This window comes from Vreelandella titanicae (genome assembly GCF_014697095.1).
Classification (GTDB): Bacteria; Pseudomonadota; Gammaproteobacteria; order Pseudomonadales; family Halomonadaceae; genus Vreelandella; species Vreelandella titanicae.
Genome location: NZ_CP059082.1, coordinates 769628 through 792766, shown reverse-complemented (window position 1 = coordinate 792766; position 23139 = coordinate 769628). Strand labels below are relative to the sequence as shown.

Here is a 23139-nt window from a genome sequence, read left to right as displayed (position 1 = left end):
CCCTGACTGTACTTTTCAGTCGCCCCTGTGCCATATACTGATTGATTAGAGGATGACCCATGGCAGATAAGAATATGAGTTTCCTGGTTGTAGACGACTTTCCCACCATGCGTCGGATCGTACGTAGTCTGCTTAAGGAGTTGGGCTTCACCAACGTGGATGAAGCCGAAGATGGACAAGATGCGCTCAATAAGCTGCGTGCCGGCAAGTTTGAGTTCGTCGTTTCCGATTGGAACATGCCGAACCTTGATGGCCTGGAGATGCTTAAGGAGATCCGTCAGGATGACGCCTTGAAAGACCTTCCTGTGTTGATGGTGACCGCAGAAGCGAAGAAAGAGAACATTATAGCGGCCGCTCAGGCGGGCGCTAACGGCTATGTCGTCAAGCCGTTCACTGCCGCTACCCTCGAAGAGAAGCTCAATAAGATCTTCGACAAACTGGGTATGTGAGCAACTGGGCCTATGTGCTTGGTTAACGAGGAGACAACGTTATGAGCCAGAATGAGCAGTCCGATTCTGCCCAATCGTCCGAACAAGCCGCCGAAGACTTAATTCATCGCATCGGTAAGTTGACGCGCATGCTGCGCGAAAACATGCGTGAACTGGGGCTTGATAAAGAGATTGAGAAGGCGGCCGAAGCCATCCCCGATGCACGCGACCGCTTGCACTATGTCGCCACCATGACGGAGCAGGCAGCAGATCGAGCGCTCAATGCCGTTGACCGTGCGCAGCCGCTGCAGGATCAGTTGTCAGACCGGGCGGAAGCGCTGGATAAGCGCTGGGCCGAGTGGTTTGAAGCACCGAAAGAGCTGGATGAGGCGAAAGCGCTCGTTGTCGAGACACGCACTTATCTTAGCGAAGTGCCCGATGTGGTTTCAGCGACTAACAAAGAACTGATGGAAATCATGATGGCTCAGGACTTTCAGGACCTGACCGGCCAAGTGATTAAGAAGATGATGGACGTGATCCATGAGATCGAACATCAGTTGGTGCAAGTGTTGATCGATAACGCGCCGGGCGCCCATGCACGAGAAACGCTGCAGCGCAAGGCCGAGGATCAGTGGAAAAGCGACAGTGCACGGCGTAACGAAGAGCTTTTGAATGGGCCGCAAGTGAAGGATAATGTCCCTGATACCGTCTCTGGGCAAGATCAAGTAGACGACTTATTGGACGAATTAGGCTTCTAAGATGCGTTATTAAACGCCCTCTGGGCACGCAAGTACGCCATTCAGCCGTCCCTATGGACGGCTGAATACGTGATAAGCTTTGCTTCACCTGGCCGGATACCCGTATGGCAGATAACGATAGCGACCAGGAAAAGACCGAAGAGGCCACGCCCAGGCGGAAAGAGAAAGCCCGTGAAGAGGGCCAAGTTGCCCGTTCCCGCGAGTTAAATACGTTTTTACTTTTGCTGGGTGGTGTGATTGGCCTCTATAGCATGGGCAACATGCTCTACGACCAATTGGGTGCGGTGATGGAACAAGCTTTCTTGTTTGAGCGCCGCCAGGCAATGGAAAGTACGCCGATGCTGGTCAATGCGCTGGATCTTGGTCAGCGCACGCTATTTGCCATGATGCCGCTGTTTTTACTGTTAGCCATCATTGCGTTAGTAGCCCCTGGGCTGATGGGGGGCTGGCTGATATCGGGTAAATCGATGCAGCCCAAGTTTTCCAAGTTAGACCCTATTAAGGGCGTAAAGCGTATCTTCTCCACCCAGGCACTGATCGAATTGGCAAAAGCGATTGCCAAATCGTTTCTGGTGGGGGGCGTGGCTGCGACGTTTTTGTATTTCAACATCGGCAAATTTATGGCGCTAATGGATCAGCCTATCCAGCAAGCGCTGACCAATGCCCTAAGCATGGCGGCTCAGGCAGCTGGGCTAATGGTGTTGGTGTTGATCGTGGTCATTTTGATCGATGTCCCTTTCCAGCTCTGGGACAATGCTAAGAAGCTGCGCATGAGTCAGGAAGAGATTAAGCGTGAGCACAAAGAGTCCGAAGGCGACCCGCAAGTGAAAGCACGCATTCGCCAGCAGCAGCAGGCCATGGCGCGGGGCAGGATGATGAGCAAAGTACCCGAAGCGGATGTCATCATTACCAACCCTACGCACTACGCGATAGCACTGACTTATCAGGAAGGCAGTATGGGCGCCCCGCGGCTGGTGGCAAAAGGCGCCGACGCAGTGGCTGCGCGCATTCGCGAAATCGCTGAAGAGGCAGGCGTGCCTCGCTTGCAGGCAGCACCATTGGCGCGGGCCCTGTATCATCACGTCGATCTAGATGCAGAAGTACCTGCCGAACTGTATACCGCGGTGGCGGAAGTAATGGCCTGGGCCTACCGCCTCAAGCAAGTATCACAACAAGGAGGCGAGGTGCCCCCAACCCCCGATAACCTGCCGGTTCCGCCGGAGATGGAAAGCCCCGGGCATGGCGCCGGTGGTAATGAGGCGCAACCATGAAAGGCTTGAGTCAACTAGTAGGTCGGCGCGACTGGATGGGTGATGTGCGCATGAAGCTGCTGGTCGGGCCGCTGCTCATCCTAATGATTTTGGGCATGATGATTGTGCCCTTGCCTCCCTTCGCCCTGGATTTACTCTTCACCTTCAATATCGCTCTGGCCATTATGGTGTTATTGGTCAGCATGTTTACCCAGAAGCCGCTGGACTTTGCGGCATTCCCTGCCGTGTTGCTATTTACTACGCTGCTGCGCCTGTCGCTCAATGTGGCCTCTACCCGTGTGGTGCTCATGGAGGGCCACCAAGGCGGCGCCTCTGCGGGTAAGGTCATTGAAGCGTTCGGGGCGTTCCTGGTCGGCGGCAATTTCGCTGTCGGCCTAGTGGTCTTCCTGATCCTTGTCATCATCAACTTTATGGTTATCACCAAAGGTGCTGGCCGTATTGCCGAAGTGGGTGCGCGCTTTACGTTGGATGCGATGCCGGGTAAGCAGATGGCCATCGATGCCGATCTGAATGCCGGCTTAATCGGCGAAGACGATGCCAAAAAGCGCCGCGCAGAGGTCTCACAAGAGGCTGATTTCTTTGGTTCGATGGACGGCGCGAGTAAATTTGTCCGTGGTGATGCCATTGCCGGTTTGGTGATTATGGTGGTCAATATCATCGGCGGGTTGATGATTGGTATGCTGCAGCACGATATGAGCTTTGGTGCGGCAGGCCAAACCTATATGCTGCTGGCGATTGGTGATGGCCTGGTGGCGCAAATCCCTGCTTTGGTGATCTCCACCGCCGCGGGTGTCACGGTATCCCGGGTCAGCATGGATACGAACGAAGATATTGGCCAGCAAATGCTCAGCCAACTATTCGTTAATCCCCAGGTGCTGATATTAGCCGCCATAGTGATGGGGCTACTGGGCATGGTGCCCGGCATGCCCAATGTCGTATTTCTGCTCTTTACCGCACTATTGGCGGGTTTGGCGTGGTTTATTATGCGCCAAAAAGAACAGGCGTTGGTCAAGGAGGAAATTGCGACTGCGCCTGTACCTGTACAAGAGACACCCGAAGCGAGCTGGGAAGATGTGCAACTGGTCGATACCCTCGGCCTGGAAGTGGGCCATCGCTTAATCCCGCTGGTGGACTCGCGTCAAAAAGGCGAGCTGCTTGGGCGCATTAAGAGCGTGCGTAAGAAGTTTGCCCAAGAAGTGGGTTTCCTGCCGCCAGTGGTGCATATCCGCGATAATTTGGAGCTGCCGCCGAACGCCTATGTGCTCTCCATGAAAGGCGCCGAGATTGGTCGCGCTGAGGCACAGCCGGGCAAATGGCTAGCGATTAACCCTGGGCAGGTATCGGGCGAGCTGCAGGGCACCCATACTCAGGATCCCGCCTTTGGCTTGCCCGCTGTCTGGATTGATAGCAACCAGCGTGAGCATGCCCAGGTGTATGGCTACACCGTTGTGGATGCCAGTACCGTCATAGCGACCCACTTGAACCACTTGTTGCACCGTCATTCACCCGAGATGCTGGGCCGTCAGGAAGTACAGAAGTTGCTGGATAAAATGGGCGATGATCAAAAAGCGTTGGTCGAAGAGGTGATCCCCAAAGCTATTTCCTTGACGGTACTGCAGCGTATCTTGCAAAACCTGCTCGACGAAGATGTCTCTATCCGCGACATGCGCACTATTCTCGATACCCTGGCCGAGTACGCCACACAGCAAAAAGATCCTAATGAGCTGACGGCGCTGGTGCGAGTCTCGCTGGGGCGCGCCATTGTCCAGCAGTGGTTTGCGGGGCAGGAGACACTCAATGTCATGGGGCTGGATGCTCAACTGGAACAAGTGCTGGTACAGGCCATGAATGGCAACGGCGCCATGGAGCCCGGGTTGGCAGAAACGCTGATGACCCAGGCCCAGCAGGCGCTGGAGCGTCACGAAAGTTCCGGCGAGCCGCCGGTGCTGGTCGTGCAACATTCGCTAAGGGCGGTGCTATCGCGCTTCTTACGCCGCCGGTTACGCCATATGTCGGTACTGTCCCAGGCTGAAATTCCCGACGATCGCACATTAAGAGTGACCACAGTGGTCGGCGGACGTTAAAGATGGCACGCCGTGATAGGCTAGCGTCGTCCATTTTCAGAACAGGCAAGGGTAAATCATGAGCGTTAGACGTTTCGTGGGAGCCAATAGTCGTGATGTGATGCGCCAAGTGCGTGAAACGCTCGGTGAAGACGCCTTGATTGTCGCAAATCGGCGTACCGAAGGGGGCGTTGAAATTTTAGCGATGGCGGATGAAGCCATTGACCACTTTGAACCCTCACCAGAACCTGCACCACCCGAAACGCCGACAGCACCTTCAGCGCAAGACCCCATGCAGGCGATGAGCGAGCGCTTACTGCGCGAAATGCAGGATATGCGAGCGCTGCTGGCAAACAGCCAGTCAACCCATGCGGCTTCACCATCGCCAGCAGAGCCCTCCGGAACGGCTGCGCGGCTGCGCCAACTGCTATGGAATGTGGGTTTTAGCAGCGAAATTGCCGATGAGCTGCTGGCAGGGTTACCTGCATCGCTAACCAGGTTAGACGGCGATAGCGAAGCCCCACTGCAGTGGCTGCGACAGCAGTTAATGGATCGCCTGTGCGTACTCAACGATGAAGCAAGCTTTTTCGACCAAACAGGCATTGTTGCTCTGGTGGGGCCAACGGGGGTAGGTAAAACCACCACCACCGCCAAGCTGGCCGCTCGTTTTGTGATGCGCCACGGCACGCGCCCGGTAGCGCTGGTTACCACCGACAGCTTCCGGATTGGTGCCCATGAGCAGTTGCGCATTTATGCGCGCCTGCTGGATACCCCGATGTACGCCTTGGATGCCGAACAGCCCATCGACGATTTGCTGGGCCGCCTGCAGGGCAAGCAGTGGGTAATTATCGACACCGTAGGCATGAGTCAGCGTGACCAGCGGGTGATAGAGCAGATTGCCCACCTGCAAGGCGGACGCTCGCGGGTACGTTTGGTGCTGCTACTCAATGCTGCCAGCCAACCGGAAACCCTCGAAGAAGTGGTGCTGCGCTACCGTCAGGCCGCGCGGGCGGCGGGCGCAGAGTTAGATGATTGCATTATCACCAAACAGGATGAGGCGGGACGTCTGGCTCCAGTGTTAGATATTATTATGCGTCACGGGATGCGCGTACTGTTTGGTTCTAATGGCCAGCAGGTGCCCGAAGATATGGCCCTTGCCGCCCCCGATGCGCTAGTGGATCAAGCGCTGAGTACCGCGACACCTCAGCGTGAACGGGTGCAAAGTGCCGATGCGCCGATGGGAATGCCGCGCTGGTCGCGGGATGTCCTGGGCCAAGGGCGTCGTTTGTCGTCGCTACTGGCGAGGTTGCGCCAACGCGTCACGGGGTTTGCGGAATTAGAAGAGATCTGGAACCTAGCTTCGCTGCCTAGTCGTTTGCAGGAAACACATTTGGATGCATTACTTGCCGGTTATCCAGCGGCAAAGACCACCTTAGGGATGGCGTGGTTTCCGCGGCGCAATGAGCGCGGCTGCGACTGGGCAATGCCGGACATTGGCCTGGACACGGATGGTGCCTGGCTGGCGCTACCCTGGCTGCAGCATCGCCACGCCGCAGGGTGGCAGCCACGCTTAGCCGCTCTGTCGGCATCGAGCGGCGTTGCGGTGCACTTACTACCGCGCTTCCCTGAACCGGATGCACTAGCGTGGCTGGAAGCCGAGCACTTGACCTGGGTCAGCCAAGTGGCCCCCAGTCATCGGTTACGCTTTCACCACGAACGTCAATCTATCCGCCAGCTATTTAGTGACAGTGTGCTAACGCACCATGTGGGCGTGCGTTTTCGTGGCCAATCGGTGCAACTGTGGACTGCCTACGCCGAAGTCGAGGACGCCAGCGGCACGGCGCTACTCGCCTGGTTCGGTGAAGTTCGCGATCCGGAAAGCGCCAAAGTAGTGGCGCGCCGCTACTGGCTTACCCCCGCTCGGCTAGGAGCAGAGGTGCTCTCACTGCTGTTAACCCAGCTGCAAAGCGAAGGCTTGGCCGCCTTGACGCGTCGCGCGTGGCAGCAGTTAAAAGAGGCCGATAGCGGGGATCTAAATGCTGAAGTTCGCCTATTGATGGCCAGCGGTGTGGCATCGGTCGCCGGGCATCTCGATGTTGCTGATGATGAGGAGGCGCAGACGCTGCGTGGCGATCTGCTCAACCTATTAGGCAACAGCCGTCGCCGCCGCGATACCGGCATGCTTGATGCACTGGTCTACGCCTTTATGGCACGAGATGCGATTCGTCAAATGGGCAGTGTTAGTCGAGAGGGCGTGGCGTGAGCGAACAGGATCAAGCATCGGGTCTACGCAAGTGGGCAAACCTGCAGCGCCAACAGCAGCAAGCTGAGGGTACAGTTGATGTTGCGGCGGCAGAACACGTGCCGGAATCTGAACAGCCTAGCTCTCTGTTAAAGCCGACAGCTGCAGCGGTGGAAGAGCCAGCAACGGTGGTAGCGCACCGGCCCAAAATTCCGCTTATTGTGGTCGGACTACCGGGTAGTGGTGCAGCCCAGGTGAACAAGGTTAAAGCACGATTAGGGCAGTGGTCGACGTTAGGTCGAAGCTGGGCCGGTGATCCTGAGGATTGGGATATTCATATCGTCATGGCCGAAACGGCCGACCTAGCCCAACTTTGCGATCAATACAGCCGTTGGGCACTGTGGATCAGTAGCGATGCCGATACCTTTGCTTCCATGTTCCGTACCTTGCGTCAACTACATGAGCGTGGCGGGCCGCGCCGTTTGCTGGCGCTCCACGAGCCGCACTTGCCGCGTCAAGGGTTGCTCAATAACTTGCGTGAGGCAGCTGATTACTACTTAAATATGGAGCTGTTGGTACTTGCACGATGAGCGCACTCTGCCGAGGAGACCAAGCATGCTAAGCTGGCTATTAAGAGGGAGACTGCTACTGAGCCCAGTACTGCTGACAGGGTGTCTACTAGCAGGGGTAACGGGAAACGCCCAGGCGACACCCGGTAGCTGGAGCAGCCAGATACCAGGTCTGATGGTAGCGATGAGTGATCGGTCAAGCGCTAGCCAAAACGCTACCCCACCTGCTGCTGCTAACAATGTGGAGTCAGCACAGCTCGGGCGTATTCATTGGCAGTTTCAATATCCCCCTGGTGCGTTATTAAACGCTTGGCTGTGCCATCCTGAGCAGTGCGTTGCGTTAGCTGGCATGCGGGGGACTACCACTGCCCTGGCGGGGTTTGCCGCGGATGCGCCGTTGCATTTTCGCTTCGCTTTACGTCCGGGGCAGCGGCCTGTTCGTGTCCAGGGGCTGCAAATGATTGTGAACTATCAGTGAAGGCTGGATAGACGCGAGGCGAGAGGATGTACACAGCACAAGGCAGGATCAAACAGAGTGAGCTGTTGACGCAATACATGCCACTGGTACGACGTCAGGCCTTGACGCTTCAGGTCCGTTTGCCAGCCAGTATTGAGCTCGACGACCTTATTCAAGCCGGGATGGTAGGGCTGCTGGAAGCGCTGGGGCGCTTCGATGCCACCCAGGGGGCAACGTTCGCGACGTTTGCCAGTCAGCGTATTCGCGGTGCAATGATGGATGAATTACGTACCCGCGACTGGTTGCCCCGCAGCGTGCGCCGCTCAGCGCGAGCGGTTGACAGTGCCGTTCGTCAATTAGAGCAACAGCTCGGACGGGCACCAGAAGAGAACGAAATCGCCCAACACCTTGAAATGCCGTTGAGTGAGTATCAGCAGCTCCTCAACGACACCAACAGTGGTCAACTGTTGCCGTTTGAAGAGCTGGTGGCCGACGGTGGCGAGCCTAGCAATAATGAATTGGCTAATTCACCGTTCGAGCAGTTGCTAGACGGCCAGCAACGACAAACGTTGATTGAGGCAATTGAAGCGCTGCCAGAGCGTGAAAAGCTGCTAATGGCTCTGTACTACCAAGAAGAACTCAACCTTAAGGAAGTAGGGGCTGTGTTGGGTGTCACGGAGTCACGCGTTTCACAACTGCACAGCCAAGCCGTCAGCCGCTTACGCGCGCGTTTACACGACTCGGCATAACACCTCTTTTTACTCACTTGTGACCGGCAAGGAGCCGTGGATGAACCCTTCGACGCTGATAGGCATATTTGCCAGCATACTACTGTTGGTGAGCGTGCTGTTTTTCACCGCAGAGTCCCCTGAAAGTTTTATCAATTTGCCGGGTTTGGCCATTGTGGTGACCGGTACCCTAGCGGCAACCTTTATCAGCTATCCGCTGAAAGAGGTGCTCCGCGTCGTACGGTTGGTGGGCTTGGTATTCCGGCGCGAAAATACCTATATGCGTGACGATATCCGCGAATTGGTGGATATGTCGCGACTCTGGTTTAAGGGCGATGTACGTGCGGTCGAGCGCGAGTTGGAGCATACCCGAAACCCGTTTTTGCGTACCGGGATCCAACTGGTCATTGCCAACACCAAAGAGGATGAAATTTTTGACATGCTGCGTTGGCGCATTGCCCGTCTTAAAGCGCGTGAGCATGCCGAGGCACAAATATTCCGTACCATGGCCACCTATGCACCCGCATTTGGCATGATCGGCACCCTGGTGGGGCTGGTCAATATGCTGGAAGTCATGGACGCAGGCGACCTGCAGGTGATCGGCCCGCGCATGGCGGTGGCCCTGCTCACCACCTTCTACGGCATTTTACTCGCCAACTTGGTGTTTAAGCCGATTGCGGTGAAACTCGAGCGCCGCACCGAAGAGCGGCTGATTACCATGAACATGGTGCTGGAAGGTATTTCGCTGATTACCAAGCGCCGCCTGCCGTCGTTTATTGAAGAGACCCTCAACTCGTTTGTAGCTAACTATCACGATGAGATCCGTGATAACAGCGTCAAACCAAGGCCTGATTCGTCGGTTAGTGCGGCGGCGAAGGGGTAGGCCAGATGCTTGACCGTGATACGCGCCACGCACTGGAAATGACGCCGTCGCCAGGCGATGGTGACGAGGGTTGGCTAACCAGCTATTTGGATGTGCTGACGCTGCTAATCACGCTCTTTGTGCTGCTGCTTTCACTGACACCGCCGGGAGGCGGTGAGGCGGCTGATACTGCTTTCATGCGCTCGGCTAGCGCTGTATCATCATTGCCGCTGGCGTCTCTAGCCACTGGTATTCAGCCCCGCCATTCAGGGGTTCAGCCGCAGTTTGATGGGCTCGACATCCCCGGTGTCAGTGTTTCGCAAGGGAGTGAAGGGGTCACGTTACGTATTGATACCAGCCTTTTATTTCCCAGCGGTCAAGCTGTACTGACTTCCCGTGGGCAAGAGGTGGTAGAAAGCCTTATCGATGTGCTGACCCGTTTTGACGGTCAGATTTCGGTAGAAGGCCACACCGACAGCGTGCCTATTTCAACGGCCCGCTTCCCCTCTAATTGGGAGCTTTCATCAGCGCGGGCTATCGCTGTGGTGAGGCATTTAGAGCGCCAAGGATTCAATATCTCTCGTATGCGGGCCGTCGGTTATGCCGACACCCAACCCATGGAACCGAACGCAACGGCGGAGGGCCGAGCTGCCAACCGTCGCGTAGAGTTGTTGCTAAGGCAGCAGGTCGAGGGTGAATAGATTGCGAGGCCACGTTTGTGTCCATGTACCACCCGCGGTTGCAGTCGTTTGGAGCTCTGCTGGTTTTAGATGCCGATTGTCGCCGCATTCAAGCCAGTAGCACCAACTTAACCCGCTTGACCGGTATTGAGCGCCCTGAAAATGGGCCGCACACTCTTGCCTATGTGTTAGGAAAACGGCTAAGCCAGCGGGTGCGCCGCGAGTTGCAGGGGCAGCAGAAACTCTCCGGCCCGCTGGTGTTTATTCGTTCCAAGCATAGCAACATGCGTTTTCAGCTCTATGCTTACCGAGCAGGTGGGAAGGTCATCGTCGAGATTGAGTCACTCAACCCCCAAGGTAAGCGCCGCCTGCTTGGCACAGTCAATGAGCGGCTGATGCATTTAGCCGACGCAACCCACCAGGAAGAGCTGCTCGACTGCTTGGTTAACGCTATTCAACAGCTCACTGGCCATGATCGCGTCACCGTGTGCCATTTCGACAGTGATTGGCATGGTTTAATGGTTGCCGAAGCGCTGGGCAACCAGCTGCCCTCGCTGTTGGGTCAGCGCTTCCCCTCAAGCGACTTCCCTGTCGCCTTACGCAAAAGTTACCAACATTACCCCGTTCGGTTAATTGAAGACGTCGATGCGCCGCCTGAAACGCTGACTCCCGCCTACTCGGGAGTGAGCCTTAGCGGCAGCTTTTTACGCGCCCCTGCCCCTGAGCGGCAGCGATATTTAAATCGCCTGGGGGTGCGTGGGTCATTCAGTTTGGCCATGCAGGGGGATACTGGCTTATGGGGTCTAGTGTTTTGCCATTCGCCAGCACCGCACTCGGTTGAACCCCCCGTGCGTGATGCCGTTCGCACCCTCGTGCAAATGGCCACCCAGCGCATGCTGTTGCTACGGGCGCGTCAAGAAGCCCGCTACCTACAACGGGTTCAGGATAGCCTCGTGCTCAGTGCGCGAGCGCGCAGCGAGCCGCAAAGTCCCCAACAGTTACTTCATGAGCAGGCGGCTATCTGGATGAAGCTGTTTCGCGCCCATGGCGTGGTGCTGTGGGTGAATGGTGGCGCTTATCAAGCGGGTGTGACGCCGACTCCAGAAGCGATAAGCCAGTTTGTGCTGCGCCTGGAAAGAACTCATGTACATAGCGGCCCTTGGTGCACGCGCGAAATCGGCAAAGAGACGTTAACCGCTTCGCTAGCCATGCCCGAGCAGTGTGGGGCTCTAGCAGTGCCGCTGCCAATGAGTTCGACCCAGCGCGCCTGGCTGATTTTTTTTCGCCCCGAGCAGGTGGAAACGCTGTATTGGGCGATGCAGCCTACAACCAACCCTAAACCGGCCGTGATATTGGCTCCATCGGTTGCTTGGTCTGAAGAGGTAGTCGGCAGAAGTGAAGCGTGGCTGCGGGTAGAGCGCTTAGCGGCGGTAGACTTGGGGGAAGACCTGACGCTGGCGATTTCTGCCTATGAAATTAGCTCACTGAATATGCACCTGGAGCACGAACGCAAAGCCCTTGCCGAAGCCAACCAACGTCTTGAGCAATTAGCCCATTTCGATCCTCTAACCAAGGTGTGGAACCGTTACCGCATCGAAGAAGCGATCAATGCAGAGCTGGTGGCTGCCAGGCGCTATGCGGCCGCTTTTGCCTTGCTACTGTTCGATGTGGATAACTTTAAGCAGATCAACGATGCTCACGGCCATAGCGTGGGTGACGATGTGCTGGTGGCCCTGGCGCGCTTAGTGGAAAGCTCGCTGCGTGGCTGCGACCACCTGGGCCGTTGGGGAGGCGAAGAGTTTATTGTGCTGGCGACTCATTCCGATGTTGATGCCGCCACTGGCCTGGCTGAGCGGCTGCGCTCGCTGGTAGAAGAGCTGCGTATAGAGGGCGTTGAGCAAACGGTTACAGTGAGTATCGGTGTCGCCGTTTGGCAGCCGGGTGACAGCTGTAAAACCCTTATCTCCCGGGCTGATGACGCCATGTACCGCGCTAAGCATGGCGGACGCAACCGCGTTGAAATGGCGCTTGAGCCTGTGGTGCTGATTTAAGCAAACCTTTAGGTGCCACTACCTTCACACTGGGTGAGCATCCGGTTGATCGCCGCATCGGCGCCTTTTAGGCTAAAGGTCATATACCACGGCTCGCGCTCGTCCTGGTCGAAGCCGAGAAATAGCTGCTCCCCCTGGCGCATGTCGGCCATCAGTGATGCCAAGTCACTTAAATAAAAGTGAGCATAAAACCCGTCATCGCCGCGCTCAGTGATAAATTCCGCCATGGTGTCGATAACGGGCCGCTCATCGATGCGCAGCCGAGTGGGCACCAGGCTTACTGTACGGCTCTCTCCCTGCTGTTGCTCAAGGGTGACGCGCATCTCCAGCCAGGGTAAATCGCAAACGCCCGAGGTGGCATTTAAGCTCAGCGTCGCATCCGAGTAGCTGTGGGTTTCTACCGCCCGATAGTGGCGTTCGCCCCCCAGTGAGAGCGTCATTGACTGCCAATGGTCGTGGGTGGCCACATCGTCGGTATTGAAGGTGGTCGCGTTAGCGACGGGCGTAGCGACCATCCACATGGTCGCTATCGCCACAACGGTAAACGTGAGCGTGCAAAGATACTGGGATGGAGAGCGCAGGAAGTGAGTTGCGGACATGATTAAAGCCATTTAACCCAAAACCCCAGTCTATATCGTGTTTGGGATTGGCAAAATAGTAATGCGCTGATTTTCCTATATATGGTAGAAAAAATTAAAAAAAAGTGCCTCATATGGTGGGAGGTCACGTCTATACTTCACTTCGATGCTACGTATAATCGCCCTATTTGAGCGCTATAATTCACCCTCGCTGTGAAGGAGTTTTGCGACATGAGCACCGCTGCCAAGGCTATGAAGACCTCTAACGATGTCCCTATGCAGGCCCCCTCGCGGGAAATATGGGACGCCAAATACCGTCTCAAGGATCGTCATAGCCAACCCGTTGATCAGGACGTTGGTGCTACGTTTGAACGGGTTGCTCGTGCCCTGGCAGCGGTGGAGGGAGATAAAGCGGAAGAGTGGTTGCCCAAATTTCGCTGGGCGTTGGAAAACGGCGCCATTCCTGCCGGTCGTATTCTCTCCAACGCGGGGGCTGAGGCCTACAAGCCTGCGGTGAGCCTGATTAACTGCACTGTCTCCCGCACCATTCGTGACTCCATGCGCGATATCCTCGACTCAGTGGTCGATGCGGGTATGACGCTGAAATCCGGGGCGGGCATCGGCTACGACTTCTCGACGCTGCGTCATAAGGGCGCGTTCGTATTCGGCGCTGGCGCGGGCACCAACGGCCCACTGGCGTTTATGGATATCTACGACAAGATGTGCTTCACCGTCGCCTCTGCTGGTGGTCGGCGTGGTGCTCAGATGGGTACTTTCGATGTGGGCCACCCAGATGTGCGCGAGTTTATTCAGGCCAAGCGCGAAGCGGGGCGCCTACGACAGTTTAACCTCAGCTTGCTGATCACCGACGAATTTATGGAAGCGGTCAAGAACAATGCTGACTGGCCGCTGGCTTTTCCGCTGCACCCCGGTGAGAAAGAGGATGTCAAAGCGGAAGACCTGATCTACCGCGACTGGCCGGTGGTTGAAGAAGGCTACACGGTCGATGCCGAAGGCCGCGTCGCCTGCCGCATTGTTGAAGTGATTAAAGCGCGGGAGTTGTGGGACACCATCATGTCCTCCACCTACGACTACGCTGAGCCCGGCTTTATCCTCATCGACCAGGTTAACCGCATGAACAATAACTGGTTCTGCGAAGATATCCGTGCCACCAACCCCTGTGTGACAGCGGATACTTGGATTCATACGTCGAAGGGGCCGCGTCAGGTTTCGCAGCTTATTGGCCAGCCTTTTACGGCAATCATTGATGGCCAAGCTTACCAAAGTGGCTCTGATGGCTTCTTTTTAACAGCTAAAAAGCCTGTGATTCGACTGCAAACGGCTGAAGGTTATGCGCTCAAGCTGACCAGTGACCATCGGGTGCGTCGTGTGTCAGCTTTTACTAGATATCGCACAGAAACCGAGTGGTGTGCCGCAGGCGATCTGCAGGTTGGTGATCGCGTGCTACTCAATGATCATCGCGATGCTCCCGAGTGGGGGGGCAGACTTAATGAAGCACAAGGGTATCTGTTGGGGCTGCTCGTCGGTGACGGCACGCTCAAAGCTGACAAAGCGGTTTTATCTGTGTGGCCGCAAGCAGCGGTTGCTAACGGTAGCGACAGCTTTTTCGGGAAGGGTGTCAGTTCCATAATGGCGCTAGCAGAAGAGGCTGCAAAGAGCCTTCCTCATCGTGCGGATTTCGCAGGTTGGCAGAAGGTAAGTGGCCGTAACGAATACCGTCTTTCAACCGCGGCACTGCGAAATCTGGCGATAGAAATGGGCATGCAGCCCGGCAATAAGGCGATTACACCTGAGCTGGAACAGGCGTCGTCGGATGGTTATGTTGGCTTTTTGCGTGGCTTTTTTGATGCAGATGGATCGGTTCAAGGTACTCAAGAAAAAGGTGTGAGTGTTCGCTTGGCTCAGTCCGATCTTGCTCGCCTTGAAGCTGTTCAGCGGATGCTGCAGCGCCTGGGCGTTATCGCCACTCTATATCAAGACAGGCGTAGTGCAGCGAAGCGACATCTTCCTGATGGTAAGGGGGGGCATCGTGCATATAACACCTTGCCTCAACATGAATTAATGATAAGCGGTGATAACCTCCGGCGCTTTGAAGACCTTATTGGTTTTGGCGATCATGATAAGCAGATTAAGCTGGAAAAATTGCTAGGCAGCTATCAACGCGAGTTGAATCGTGAGCGCTTTGTGGCTCGGGTGGTGGGGCATAAAGAAGAAGGCGTTGAAGAGGTTTACGATGTCAAGATACCTGGAATCAATACATTCGACGCTAATGGCTTTCATGCGCACAATTGTGGCGAACAGCCGTTACCGCCAGAAGGCGCCTGCCTACTGGGTTCTGTCAACCTAACCAAGTTTGTGATCGACCCCTTTGGCGCCGAGCCTCGCTTTGACTGGGAACGCTACCGCAAAGTGGTTGCGATCTTCACGCGTATGCTCGATAACGTGGTCGAGATTGCCGGTTTGCCGCTGCCCCAGCAGCAGCGTGAAATAGAAGCCAAGCGCCGTCACGGTATGGGCTTTTTGGGCTTAGGCTCAACGCTCACCATGCTCAAAATCCCTTACGGTTCTAAGCAGTCGTTGGTGTTCACTGATGAGGTGAGCCGGCACTTAGCGATAGAGGGTTGGAAGCAGGCGCTGGAGCTCTCCCAAGAGAAAGGCATGGCGCCGGTGCTTGAGCAGGAGCACACCATTACTCCCAAAATGTTGCGCGAGCGGCCTCAGTTGGCCAAAGATGGCTACGAAGTGGGCGATCAAGTGCCGGGGCGCATTCTGCACGCCCGTTACAGCCAATATATGGCCCAAGTGGCCGAGCTGGAGCCGGAGCTTGTGTCACAGCTAGCCGAGCACGGTGCGCGCTTCACCCACCACAGCTCGATCGCGCCGACCGGCACGATCAGCCTGTCGATGGGTAACAATGCCTCCAACGGTATCGAACCCTCCTTCTCGCACCGCTATTTCCGCAATATTATTCAGTCGGGCAAGAAGACCAAAGAACAGGTCGAAGTCGTCTCCTTTGAGCTTGCCGCCTACCGTCACTTTATCGCATCTGATGCGGTGGACAGCGACCTGCCTGACTACTTCGTTACCGCCGATGCGATATCTCCCGAACAGCACGTTGCCGTTCAAGCCGCCGCCCAGCACTGGGTGGATTCAGCGATCTCGAAAACGGTCAATGTGCCTACCGAGTTCCCCTTTGAACAGTTCCAGAACCTCTATTTGCAGGCTTATGAAAGCCGCTTAAAAGGCTGCACTACTTTCCGCTTTAATCCCGAAGCTTTCCAGGGCGTGCTCGTGCGGGAAGATGATCTTAAAAACACGACCTACGTATTCGAACTGGAAAACGGTGAAACCCTCGAACTAGCCGGGGATGAGAAGGTGATTTACGACGGTGAAGAGCATAACGCTGCCAACCTCTTTGATGGCTTAAAAGAAGGCACCTACGGCAAATGGTGATGCCGCGTTAAGCGCCATCTGTTTAAAAACGCACACCTTTGCTAAGTGGAGAACACCATGGCTGTAGAAATTACCTCAAAAATTGTTGGTTACCGTATCAAGCAGCAGGAGCAGGCCGTTCCCGTTCCTGAGCTACAAGATGAAGATCCGCTAACGGTACGTATACCTTCCCGTCCGGAAGGCACTTTGGAAGCCGTGTCTGAAAAGATTTCATACGTAGGCGCGGAAGGGCGTAAAAAAGTCTATTTGCTGGTGTCGTTTATGCCAGTGGAAGGCGTGATTGGCAGTAAGCGCGTGGTGATTGAGCGCCCGGTGGAGTTCTTTTTTCCGTCAGGGCAGCTCTCCAGCGAGCACCAGTGGATCACCGCGACCATGCGCAGCCTTTCGCTGGCGGCCCGCGGTGGTTACGTCACCCAAGCGGTGGCGGATCTACGCAAAGTGGCCTGGGACAAAGGCTTGGTACGCTGTGGTATGAACCGTTGGAATAAGCCAATGTTCCACGATTCGGAAGTGGCGGCGATTGCCTGGTCGATTCAGCAGATTCTTTATCGCCGCGGTTTTCTAGATCGGGATGGCAACCAGGTGCCGGTTGAAAAGCTGGTAGAGCGTTATGCTCATCGTATGGCTCACGGCCACGCTTGGCAGCCCGGTGCTGAAGACGAAGCTAATGATGCACCCATTGAAACAGGCGCGGTGGAGTCGATTGGCGGTGATAAGGCAACGAAGGGAAAAAAGCCTGAAGGCAGTGGCCCAGCCATAGTGGGTAACTGCCCCGAGTGCCGCGGTGAGCTGATCATGATGGATGGCTGCCCGACCTGCTATGCTGGCTGCGGCTGGTCAAAGTGTGGTTAGTTTTCTCAGGCGGAATCGCCTAACAGTGGCCGGACATTGTCGGTGAGGTAGCAATCGTCAAATTCACCTTCGGTGCATAGCGCGGATAAGTCTGGAATGGTGACATGGTGGCGGTCGCGAAATACTAGGCCGTCTTCACTAAGCGCCGTAAAGGTGCGGCTAACGTGTACCGGGCTTAGCCCGAGCACATCGGCTAACTGCTCCTGTGAGAGCGGCAGGCGGAACTGGTTGCTAATATCCGGGTTGGTTTGGCGCAGCCTTAAATACATTTCATACAGAAAATGCGCCATTTTCTTACGTGCACTGCGTCTGGCCAGAGTGACGAGGCGCTCAGTGAGCAGCGCCTGCTGACGGCTGCCAATGGCAAACATCACCGAGGTGAGAGGCAGCGACTGGCGAAATATTTCCAGCATACGTTTATGCGGGAAATGGCAAATCACGCCATCATCAATCATGCGCACATTTTCAAGCCGCTGCGAGAAGGCAAACTCGCGCAACCCGATGATATCGCCCGGCAAAAACACTTCGAGAATCTGTCGGTCACCATTCTCTAAGTGACGGTAGGAGTAGGCCCAACCACTTTTTAGCGTGCAAAACTCATTGGCCGCATCGCCCATCTCCCAGAGTAGCGTGCCCGACTTAATATTGGTTGGGCTCTCCTCTAGCGCCATGAGCAATCCCTTCTCATCATCGCTTAATGAGCAGTAGTGATTGAAGTGCTTAATAATACAGCTGTTTTCCTGACCCACGACGTATCCCTCCAGCACAGGATTGGATAATACTGCTAACGATTATCTGCCCGCCACTATAAACGATGTGGCCATCTACTGCGTCGCCCAAATAGGCTAACTAGCGTACCTATTTAGCCTGGGGTGAGCAGCGCTCACCCCTCGAAAACCAGCGTCAACGCTTCGTTGCACGCTTGCCTCGCGCGAGCAGCGGCGCTAAGAAGCGGCCGGTATGCGAAACGTCCTGTTTGGCGAGCTGTTCCGGCGTGCCCTCGGCGATGATCTGTCCGCCACCTGAACCCCCTTCGGGGCCAAGATCGACAATCCAGTCGGCGGTTTTGATCACATCCAGGTTGTGCTCAATCACCACGATGGTATTGCCGTGATCGCGCAGACGGTGAAGTACCGTCAGCAGTTGGCGAATATCCTCAAAGTGCAGGCCGGTGGTGGGCTCATCCAAGATATACAGCGTTTTGCCGGTATCACGCTTGGCCAATTCACGGGCGAGTTTAACCCGCTGCGCTTCGCCACCGGAAAGGGTGGTGGCGCTCTGCCCTAAGCGAATGTAGGAAAGGCCTACATCTAGCAAGGTTTGCAGGCGACGTGCAATGGCGGGCACTGGGCTAAAGAACTCCAGGGCGTCTTCCACCGTCATGGCCAGTACTTCGTGGATGGTTTTACCCTTGTAATGAATGTCCAGGGTTTCGCGGTTGTAGCGTTTGCCCTTACAGACATCGCAGGGCACGTAGATATCCGGCAGAAAGTGCATCTCTACCTTGATCATGCCTTCGCCCTGGCACGCCTCGCAGCGCCCACCCTTGACGTTAAAACTAAAACGACCGGGCTTATAGCCCCGGGAACGCGCTTCTTGGGTGCCCGCAAACAGCTCGCGAATCGGCGTAAAAATACCCGTATAGGTGGCCGGGTTGGAGCGTGGCGTGCGACCAATCGGGCTCTGGTCGATATCGATGACTTTATCAAGCTGGTCGAGCCCCTCGATCTTCTCATAGGGCGCGGCGGTCAATGTTGTCGCACGATTTAATTCGCGCGCCGCAATCGGCATCAAGGTGCCGTTGATCAACGTCGATTTACCTGAGCCAGAAACGCCGGTGATGGCGATAAACAGCCCCAGCGGCAGGCTAAGGGTGACGTTCTGCAGGTTATTGCCGGTAGCGCCGCGCACAATCAGCTGCTTTTCTGGATTGCCGGGTATGCGGTAGGGCGGCACGGCAATTTCCCGGGAGCCAGATAAGTATTGGCCGGTCAGCGAGTTGGGGTTGTCCATCACGTCTTGCGGGGTGCCCTGGGCAACGATTTCACCGCCGTGCACACCCGCACCTGGGCCGATATCCAGCACGTGGTCGGCGGCGCGAATAGCGTCTTCATCGTGCTCTACCACAATCACGGTATTGCCTAAGTCACGCAGTCGCTCAAGGGTTTTCAGCAGTCGGTCGTTGTCGCGCTGATGCAAGCCAATCGACGGCTCATCGAGAATATACATGACCCCGACCAGGCCTGCGCCGATTTGGCTGGCTAAACGGATACGCTGGGCTTCACCGCCGGAAAGGGTATCGGCACTGCGCTCCAGGTTGAGATAGTCCAGCCCCACGTTGACCAGAAACTCTAGCCGGGCGTGAATCTCATGGACGATTTTATCGGCGATCTCACCTTTGCGTCCTGGCAGGCTTAGGTTGGCAAAGTAGCGCCACGCCTCACCAATCGGAAAGCGCACAATCTCGGCGATATTGTGATCATCCACGTAAACATGGCGTGACTCTTTACGCAGGCGAGAGCCATTACAGGTGGCGCAGGGCTGTACGGCGATGTATTTGACCAGGTCATCGCGCACCATATTGGATTCGGTTTCCCGATAGCGGCGCTGCATATTGGGCAGTACGCCTTCGAAAGCGTGTTCGCGGGTCACTTTACGGCCGCGATCACCCACGTACACAAACGGTATCTGTTCGTCGCCGCTGCCGTTTAAGATAACCTCCCGCTCGTGGCGGGCGAGCTCTTGCCAGGGCGTTTCCAGCTCAAAGCCGTAGTGCTTGGCCAGTGCCTGGAGCTGGGTGAAGTAGTAAATATTGCGCCGATCCCAGCCTTTGATCACGCCTTCGGCAAGCGATAGCTCCGGGTGGCTGATGAGCTTGTCCGGGTCGAAGTACTGCTGTACGCCTAGCCCGTCGCAGGTAGGGCAGGCGCCCGCAGGATTGTTGAACGAGAACATGCGTGGCTCAAGTTCCGCCAGCGAGTAGCCGCACACCGGGCAGGCAAAGCGCGATGAAAAGGCAATATCGTCGCGTTCACCGTCCATAAAGTGAATCATGGCGGTGCCGTCGGCGAGGTTCAGCGCGGTTTCAAAGGACTCCGCCAAACGTTGGGCAAGGTCGTCGCGCACTTTGAAGCGGTCAACGACGACGCTGATATCATGCTTTTTGCGCTTATCCAGTGGTGCGATGTCGTCCAGTTCCAGCACTTGGCCATCGACCAGGGCGCGTACGAAGCCCTGGGCGCGCAGCTCGGCTAATAACTGTAAATGTTCGCCTTTGCGGCCTTTGACTACCGGCGCCAGCAGCATCAGCTTGGTGCCTTCGGCGAGGTTCATGACTTGGTCGACCATTTGCGAGATGGTCTGGGCTTCCAAGTCTTCGCCATGTTCTGGGCAGCGGGGCGTCCCGGCACGCGCAAACAGCAGACGCAGGTAGTCGTAAATTTCGGTGATGGTGCCCACGGTCGAGCGCGGGTTGTGGGAAGTGGACTTCTGCTCAATGGAGATCGCAGGTGACAGCCCTTCGATGTGATCCACATCGGGCTTTTCCATCATCGACAGGAACTGGCGCGCATAAGTGGAGAGCGATTCCACGTAGCGGCGCTGCCCCTCGGCGTAAAGGGTGTCGAATGCTAACGACGATTTACCCGAGCCGGAGAGGCCGGTAATCACAATCAGCTTGTTACGGGGCAGCTCCACATCGATCTGCTTGAGGTTGTGGGTGCGGGCACCCCTGACCAGAATGCTGTCCATCAACACCTCGAATCGCGCGGCAAAAGCGTGATTATACGTTTGTCGGCACCCTCCCGGCAAAACCGCTTTCATAACCCAAGATAACCTGCGGCAACTCGCGACGTTTCCAGCGCCAGCCCAAACCGCTAGAATAGAGGATTGTCACAATCCACACTGACTCACCACATGCTTAACCACCATATAAAAGGGCATTATGCGCAAGGTTTCCGCACTATTGCTGGCCTCTGAACGACGTGCGATCAGTGGTTTGGCCGGGCTTTATGCATCGCGCATGCTGGGTCTGTTTATGGTGCTGCCGGTGTTGGCGCTGTATGCCGACACCCTTGAGGGTTCGACCCCGCTACTCGTGGGCGTGGCGCTGGGGATTTATGGTTTAACCCAGGCAACGCTGCAAATCCCGTTTGGCTTACTCTCTGACCGCATTGGTCGTAAGCGGGTGATTGCCATGGGGCTATTGATATTTGCACTCGGCAGCGTGGTCGCCGCTCTATCCGATACCATTATTGGTGTGATTGCCGGGCGAGCGCTGCAGGGTGGCGGTGCCGTTGCCGCGGCGATTATGGCGCTGCTGGCGGATCAAACCCGTGAAGAAGTGCGCACCGCCGCTATGGCCACCATTGGGCTCTCTATTGGCGTTTCGTTTGCGATTGCGATGGTGCTGGGGCCATGGCTTGCCGCCTGGGCCGGGCTGGCTGGGGTCTTCTGGTTTACCTCGCTACTAACGCTGGTGGGGCTGCTGGTGCTATGGCGCTGGGTGCCTGCCGCGCCGCGGCGGCGACGTCACCGCGATGTGGGCATGGATCGCCAGCAGTTTAAAAGTGTCATCACCCGCCCCGATTTATGGCGGCTGGATATGTCGATTTTTGCCCTGCATTTAGTGCTGATGGCGATATTTGTCGCGGTACCTTTTCGCCTGCTAGACGCCGGTGTAGCGATTGAGTATCACGGGCTGGCATATCTTGGCATTATGGCGCTATCGTTTGTGGCCATGGTGCCGCTGATAATTGTGGCCGAGAAGCAGCAGCGCATGCGTTTGATGTGCTTGGTTGCGATCGGCGCTATTGTGATTAGTTTGGCCGGGCTGGGGTTACCACTCTCGCCAAGCTACTGGTTGTTTGTATGGCTGTTTGTGTTCTTCACTGGCTTTAACTTGCTGGAAGCGACGCTACCTTCCATGCTCAGTAAGTTGGCCCCGGCGGGCGCCAAAGGTACCGCGATGGGGGTCTACTCCACCAGCCAATTTTTAGGCGCTTTTTTAGGCGGTACGCTAGGCGGTTTACTGGCGCATTACGGTGGCCTCAACGCGGTTTTTATTGGCTGTGCTGGGCTTGCGCTATGCTGGTGGATCGCCATGTGGCGGATGCCCGCACCGCCCCCGCTCTCCAGCGAAGTGGTGGCGCTACACGAGACCCAGGCAGATGCGCTCGACCTGTTGATGGAACACTTAGCCGATGTGGTCGGCGTCGAAGACGTAATGGTGGTGCCAGAAGAGCGTTTGGTCTATTTAAAGGTGAACCGCCAGCAGCTCGATCAGGCGGCGTTGAACAAGCTCATGGCACCCCCCAAATCTTAATCCAACCGTGCCGATGAAGTGTGGCGGCGGTTGGCAATAAACACTACATGACAGCTATTAAAGGAGCGCCTTATGGCTCGCGGCATTAACAAAGTCATTCTGATTGGCAACCTCGGGCAGGATCCAGAGGTGCGTTTCACTCCCAGCGGCACCGCTGTGGCCAACCTAAACCTGGCCACCACTGATACCTGGATGGATCGCCAAAGCGGTCAACGCCAAGAGCGCACCGAATGGCACCGCGTGGTGATGTTCAATAAAACCGCTGAGATCGCCCAGCAGTACCTGAAAAAAGGCTCCAAAGTCTATATTGAAGGGCGCCTGCAAACCCGTAAGTGGCAGGATCAGAATGGGCAAGATCGCTACTCGACGGAAATCGTTGCCAACGATATGCAGATGCTTGATGGCCGTAGCGGTGATTACCAGGGCGGTGGCGCTCCGCAAAATAACTATTCCCAGAACGCTCCTCAGAACGCCCCCCAGAATGCGCCGGCTCAAAATAATCCTGCTGCTAATCACCAAGGCGGCTATCCCCCTCAGGGTGGTGCGCCTCAAGGCGGAAATAACTACCCTGGCGGGCAGAGCCCACAACAGCCACCACGGCCCGCTCAGCCAGCACCGCACCAGGGCAACCAAGCTCCACCGCCCAACCAGCAGAACAGCAGCTACGGCGCTCCGGATCCGGGTAACTTCGACGACTTCGACGATGAGATCCCGTTCTAAAGACGCAAAACGCCTAAAACGATTAACGAGATCACAATATAGCCCGCTAAAAAGCGGGCTATATTGCGTACCAGGCTTGGTAA

General features: G+C 56.2%; 18 protein-coding genes. 15 read left to right on the top strand and 3 right to left on the bottom strand.

Annotated elements, in window-relative coordinates; all coding sequences use genetic code 11:
- Positions 1 to 59: 59 nt before the first annotated feature.
- The 11 genes from cheY to HZS52_RS03705 all read left to right on the top strand — a co-directional run bounded on the left by cheY (position 60) and on the right by HZS52_RS03705 (position 12109).
- Positions 60 to 449 (top strand): chemotaxis response regulator CheY, encoded by a 390-nt coding sequence (cheY, locus tag HZS52_RS03755; protein WP_022520923.1) that lies wholly within the window; start codon positions 60 to 62, stop codon positions 447 to 449.
- Positions 450 to 490: 41 nt separating this feature from the next.
- Positions 491 to 1186 carry a protein phosphatase CheZ gene (cheZ, locus tag HZS52_RS03750; protein WP_009288441.1) on the top strand — a complete coding sequence of 232 codons (696 nt, stop codon included), beginning with the start codon at positions 491 to 493 and terminating at the stop codon, positions 1184 to 1186.
- A 104-nt stretch (positions 1187 to 1290) separates the two neighbouring features.
- Positions 1291 to 2457, top strand: coding sequence for a flagellar biosynthesis protein FlhB (flhB, locus tag HZS52_RS03745; RefSeq protein WP_190374167.1), 1167 nt, complete (start codon positions 1291 to 1293; stop codon positions 2455 to 2457).
- The gene (flhA, locus tag HZS52_RS03740; protein ID WP_022520921.1) at positions 2454 to 4541 is read left to right on the top strand and encodes a flagellar biosynthesis protein FlhA; all 2088 of its coding nucleotides are present in this window, start codon (positions 2454 to 2456) and stop codon (positions 4539 to 4541) included. Before flhB ends, flhA begins: the two co-directional genes overlap by 4 nt.
- A 58-nt stretch (positions 4542 to 4599) precedes the next feature.
- Entirely contained in the window at positions 4600 to 6783 is a 2184-nt protein-coding gene (gene flhF, locus HZS52_RS03735) for a flagellar biosynthesis GTPase FlhF (protein ID WP_190374166.1), read from the top strand.
- The gene (locus HZS52_RS03730) at positions 6780 to 7352 is read left to right on the top strand and encodes a C15 family peptidase (protein WP_022520919.1); all 573 of its coding nucleotides are present in this window, start codon (positions 6780 to 6782) and stop codon (positions 7350 to 7352) included. Before flhF ends, HZS52_RS03730 begins: the two co-directional genes overlap by 4 nt.
- Positions 7353 to 7377: 25 nt before the next feature.
- The gene (locus HZS52_RS03725; protein WP_022520918.1) at positions 7378 to 7809 is read left to right on the top strand and encodes a flagellar protein FlhE; all 432 of its coding nucleotides are present in this window, start codon (positions 7378 to 7380) and stop codon (positions 7807 to 7809) included.
- 26 nt (positions 7810 to 7835) lie between these two features.
- Positions 7836 to 8537: an RNA polymerase sigma factor FliA gene (locus HZS52_RS03720; protein ID WP_009288446.1), complete on the top strand. Its 702-nt coding sequence runs from the start codon at positions 7836 to 7838 to the stop codon at positions 8535 to 8537.
- Positions 8538 to 8577: 40 nt separating this feature from the next.
- Positions 8578 to 9399 (top strand): motility protein A, encoded by an 822-nt coding sequence (locus HZS52_RS03715; RefSeq protein WP_022520917.1) that lies wholly within the window; start codon positions 8578 to 8580, stop codon positions 9397 to 9399.
- Positions 9400 to 9404: 5 nt separating this feature from the next.
- Positions 9405 to 10079 carry an OmpA/MotB family protein gene (locus tag HZS52_RS03710; RefSeq protein WP_022520916.1) on the top strand — a complete coding sequence of 225 codons (675 nt, stop codon included), beginning with the start codon at positions 9405 to 9407 and terminating at the stop codon, positions 10077 to 10079.
- Between the two features lie 23 nt (positions 10080 to 10102).
- Positions 10103 to 12109: a sensor domain-containing diguanylate cyclase gene (locus HZS52_RS03705; RefSeq protein WP_423250068.1), complete on the top strand. Its 2007-nt coding sequence runs from the start codon at positions 10103 to 10105 to the stop codon at positions 12107 to 12109.
- A gap of 8 nt (positions 12110 to 12117) precedes the next feature.
- Here HZS52_RS03705 and HZS52_RS03700 read toward each other — a convergent pair whose 3' ends face one another.
- Positions 12118 to 12720: a hypothetical protein gene (locus HZS52_RS03700; RefSeq protein ID WP_190374164.1), complete on the bottom strand. Its 603-nt coding sequence runs from the start codon at positions 12718 to 12720 to the stop codon at positions 12118 to 12120.
- A gap of 198 nt (positions 12721 to 12918) precedes the next feature.
- On the opposite strand from HZS52_RS03700, the gene HZS52_RS03695 reads away from it, so the two are divergent.
- Together HZS52_RS03695 and HZS52_RS03690 are read left to right on the top strand one after the other, a co-directional pair.
- Positions 12919 to 16161, top strand: a complete 3243-nt coding sequence (locus HZS52_RS03695; RefSeq protein ID WP_190374163.1) for an LAGLIDADG family homing endonuclease — start codon at positions 12919 to 12921, stop codon at positions 16159 to 16161.
- A gap of 57 nt (positions 16162 to 16218) precedes the next feature.
- Positions 16219 to 17013: a hypothetical protein gene (locus HZS52_RS03690; protein ID WP_022520913.1), complete on the top strand. Its 795-nt coding sequence runs from the start codon at positions 16219 to 16221 to the stop codon at positions 17011 to 17013.
- A gap of 5 nt (positions 17014 to 17018) precedes the next feature.
- Here the strand turns inward: HZS52_RS03690 and HZS52_RS03685 are convergent, their stop codons facing one another.
- Entirely contained in the window at positions 17019 to 17762 is a 744-nt protein-coding gene (locus HZS52_RS03685) for a Crp/Fnr family transcriptional regulator (protein ID WP_022520912.1), read from the bottom strand.
- Between the two features lie 154 nt (positions 17763 to 17916).
- Entirely contained in the window at positions 17917 to 20763 is a 2847-nt protein-coding gene (gene uvrA / locus HZS52_RS03680; RefSeq protein ID WP_190374162.1) for an excinuclease ABC subunit UvrA, read from the bottom strand.
- Between the two features lie 193 nt (positions 20764 to 20956).
- Between uvrA and HZS52_RS03675 the strand changes: the two genes are divergently transcribed.
- Together HZS52_RS03675 and HZS52_RS03670 are read left to right on the top strand one after the other, a co-directional pair.
- Entirely contained in the window at positions 20957 to 22336 is a 1380-nt protein-coding gene (locus tag HZS52_RS03675) for an MFS transporter (protein ID WP_009288452.1), read from the top strand.
- A 72-nt stretch (positions 22337 to 22408) separates the two neighbouring features.
- Positions 22409 to 23056 carry a single-stranded DNA-binding protein gene (locus tag HZS52_RS03670; protein ID WP_022520910.1) on the top strand — a complete coding sequence of 216 codons (648 nt, stop codon included), beginning with the start codon at positions 22409 to 22411 and terminating at the stop codon, positions 23054 to 23056.
- Positions 23057 to 23139: the final 83 nt, after the last annotated feature.